The sequence below is a fragment of the Endozoicomonas sp. genome (assembly GCF_051008435.1).
Lineage (GTDB): Bacteria > Pseudomonadota > Gammaproteobacteria > Pseudomonadales > Endozoicomonadaceae > Endozoicomonas_A.
The window spans coordinates 1-2,915 of the sequence record NZ_JBPCXO010000299.1 but is presented as its reverse complement, the minus strand read 5'-3'; the positions used below and the strand labels follow the sequence as shown (position 1 = coordinate 2,915).

At 45.6% G+C, this 2,915-nt stretch carries 4 protein-coding genes; 2 read left to right on the top strand and 2 right to left on the bottom strand.

Features of this window, described 5'->3' with window-relative positions; translation table 11 throughout:
- Positions 1–287 precede the first annotated feature (287 nt).
- Entirely contained in the window at positions 288–509 is a 222-nt protein-coding gene (locus tag ACR2PX_RS15080) for a cysteine-rich CWC family protein (RefSeq protein WP_434000178.1), read from the bottom strand.
- Between the two features lie 99 nt (positions 510–608).
- Here ACR2PX_RS15080 and ACR2PX_RS15075 point away from each other — a divergent pair, with 99 nt between their 5' ends.
- Positions 609–1,469, top strand: coding sequence for a glycerophosphodiester phosphodiesterase (locus ACR2PX_RS15075; RefSeq protein ID WP_434000177.1), 861 nt, complete (start codon positions 609–611; stop codon positions 1,467–1,469).
- 77 nt (positions 1,470–1,546) lie between these two features.
- Entirely contained in the window at positions 1,547–2,350 is an 804-nt protein-coding gene (locus ACR2PX_RS15070; RefSeq protein WP_434000176.1) for an MBL fold metallo-hydrolase, read from the top strand.
- 458 nt (positions 2,351–2,808) lie between these two features.
- Here the strand turns inward: ACR2PX_RS15070 and ACR2PX_RS15065 are convergent.
- Positions 2,809–2,915, bottom strand: a 107-nt coding sequence (locus ACR2PX_RS15065; RefSeq protein ID WP_433999696.1) for a zinc ribbon domain-containing protein, incomplete at its 5' end; no start/stop codon positions are given.

Below are 2,915 nucleotides of genomic sequence, written 5' to 3'. Positions count from 1 at the left end.
AAATACTTGAAACATTATCTGGGCTGGCGGCGGCTATTGACAGAAGCTGACAAGTTAACAGGTGAGCGTCTTTCTGAAAAAATTGTAGAACACTGGTTCAAACAACAGATAAAAGCAACTTAGCCCTAGTACATACATGTCATAGAAAAAGAGTGATCTTTTGGTATAGAAAGCCTGGCCGTCAATCACCTCCTGGTCGGTGCTCTTTCTTATTCCAGTCATGGTTACAGCATCCTTCTAATATGTTCTCGGCTGTTTATTAAAGAGTATCCATTGTAGACAGAATATCAGCTCTTCGGATTCTTAAGCAGCTTATTCTTTTTCATCTTCTCCAGGCAGGACTGACAGTAACAGGTCGCATCTGCTTTCGGGACCGGCATTAAAACAGAAGGAGTGTCGGGAAAGGGCTTTTGAAGATCTTCCATGCACCAGCACTGATCAGCGGGCTTTCCGGAGCTGATGGCACAGAGGTTTTCCTGCTGGCAGAGAGGGCAGAGTTTAGGGTTCACAGATTACTCCTGATTTGAAGACCTGATACTATGGCGCTTCATTATAAAAGTCAGCCTTGAGCCAACATTAATAATAACAACAGCCTTGAGCGAAGAATTATGTGGAAGAAAATAGCAGCACTTGTCATTGTCACCCTGGGCCTCCTTTACTTTATCCCTCCCGTTAACTTGCTGGATACGCACCCTTTCTATGCTGATACGAAGGGAGTTTCCGTCATTGCGCACGGTTCTGGGCAAGGGCTCAGACCTAATAATACTCTGGAAGCAGCACAGCTCTCTAATAAATTGGGAGCGGTCATTGAGCTGGATCTTCACGCCAGCAAAGATGGACACCTGATCGTCAGGCACGATGCCACCGTAGACGCCACGACCAATGGTGAAGGACGGATCAAGGATAAATCCCTGGCAGACCTGAAGCAGCTGGATGCAGGGTTTCGTCATGACCTGGACGGAAATGAGAAGTACTCGTTCCGGGGCATAGGTATCCAGATTCCAACCCTGCAGGAAGTGATTGAGGGAACGCCCAGAGGGCGATATGTGATGGAAATCAAACAAGTTGAGCCAGACATTTCCGGTCAGCTCTGTCAGCAGCTTCGTGATAACAAGATTGAGAACTCTACCATTGTTGCCTCTTTCAAGGATGAAGCGCTGGAAAAATTCCGGAATGTCTGCCCTGAGGTGGCCACCTCCATGTCTTCCAATGAGGCAAGAACTTTTATAGTAATGCAGAAGCTGGGGCTCTCCCATTTGGTGCCTGTAAAAGCCTATGCCATGCAGATCCCACCCCAGAATTCGGGCATTACTGTTTTAACCGATTCTTTTCTGGAGGATGCAAAGGCACGTGGTCTCAGGGTTGATGTCTGGACGATCAATGACCCTGAATATATGACTCAACTGATTGATATGGGAGTTGATGGCATCATTACGGACTATCCCAATCGCCTGAAAGAACTGCTCTAATGGTCGTCTGGCAGAGCAGTTCTTGATTGAGCTGTTCTGCTAAAAACAGATTCCTACTTATAAAAAGAAAAAAGACTATGGCTGTTTTTGAGCGATTTGAATTTCAAGGTGTTGAGGCCATCCGAACCGGGCGTCAGAATCATATATCCGGGTCATTTGTTAACTACAGAATCGGGGATACATTGATCGATTGTGGTCCCGTGAATCAATGGAAATGGCTTAAGCCTTTTTTTGAAGAGAAAACCGTTAGGCAGGTTCTGGTCACTCATTACCATGAAGACCATAGTGGTAATACTTTGAATTTCAATCAGTCTTTCGGTATCGAGCCCCTGGCTCATGAAATCACTGTCAATCAGTTAAGAAACGGCTTTTCTATACCTCTGGCGGGTAGGGTTTTCTGGGGCAGCGTACCAAAGGCAGCGATTCAGACTCTTCCTGAACGGCTTGAGCTGGAAGATGGGGAACCTGTCCTGCCGATTCATGTTCCTGGTCATTGTCCTGACATGCACTGCTATTTGATGCCTGACAGGGGATGGATGTTTACAGGTGATCTTTACATCGCCAAAGTCATAAAGTTCATGCACAAAAAAGAAAGCCTTCCTCAACAGATAGAAGATATACGAGCTGTTCTAGCCTGTGATTTTGACACGGTCTTCTGCCCTCATCGTGGGGTGGTTGAGCAGGGTAAACTGGCGATGCAGGCTAAGTTGGATTATTTGCTGGAACTCAGTGCTAAAGCTCAGGCTCTCCAAGGACAGGGAAAGAGTCTGAAAGAAATTACCCAAGCTCTGTTAGGTGCTGAAGAGCTGGCCAGTTACGTAACACGCTTTGCATTCAGTAAAAGAAGCTTGATTGAAGGCTGTTTGCAGGTTGAGCTTTAATATTGGGCTGTTGAGCAGGGTGATATGAATAGCAAGGTTTGATTAACTGGCAGATCTTGCTTCAGGGACGTTTAACTAGGTCTTTCTGAACATCTTTGACTATATTCTTGCTATTCAAGATATAAGCTACAGTTTATTTTCTAACAGTTCCGTAATGATTTGTAGATTGAATCAGTCGTAGGGTTTTAAGTTAACTCTGATGTGTTATCGAGTCGCTATCAGGTTTTCTGAGTGAAAGCCTTTGTTTCTAGTTTACTGTGTTTTTTCATCTGTTTTTCTTGCCCTGTACAAAGCGGAATCGAAGATACGATTTACAATATTGAGCAGCGCTTGTCTGAGGGAGAGAGTGTCGCTGTCTTATACATTGATATGCAGACCCGATTCATCAGAGCTTTCAACGCAGCTGAGTTTTCAAGAGTGATAGAAGGACAGCTGCGATTGTTGACATCCTCCCCGCCCTAAAGGACGGGGATTCCTACAGCTAGACGGTCATGCCCGACCGCAAGAATGTTTCTTGCTGCGTTTACGTCACGCAGATGTTCAGCTCCGCACTCTGAACAGACCC

What these genes read in the sequence shown, in the direction of transcription:
- ACR2PX_RS15070 (WP_434000176.1), top strand. Translation starts at nt 1,547, where the DNA reads ATGGCTGTTTTTGAGCGATTTGAATTTCAAGGTGTTGAGGCCATCCGA.
- ACR2PX_RS15075 (WP_434000177.1), top strand. Translation starts at nt 609, where the DNA reads ATGTGGAAGAAAATAGCAGCACTTGTCATTGTCACCCTGGGCCTCCTT.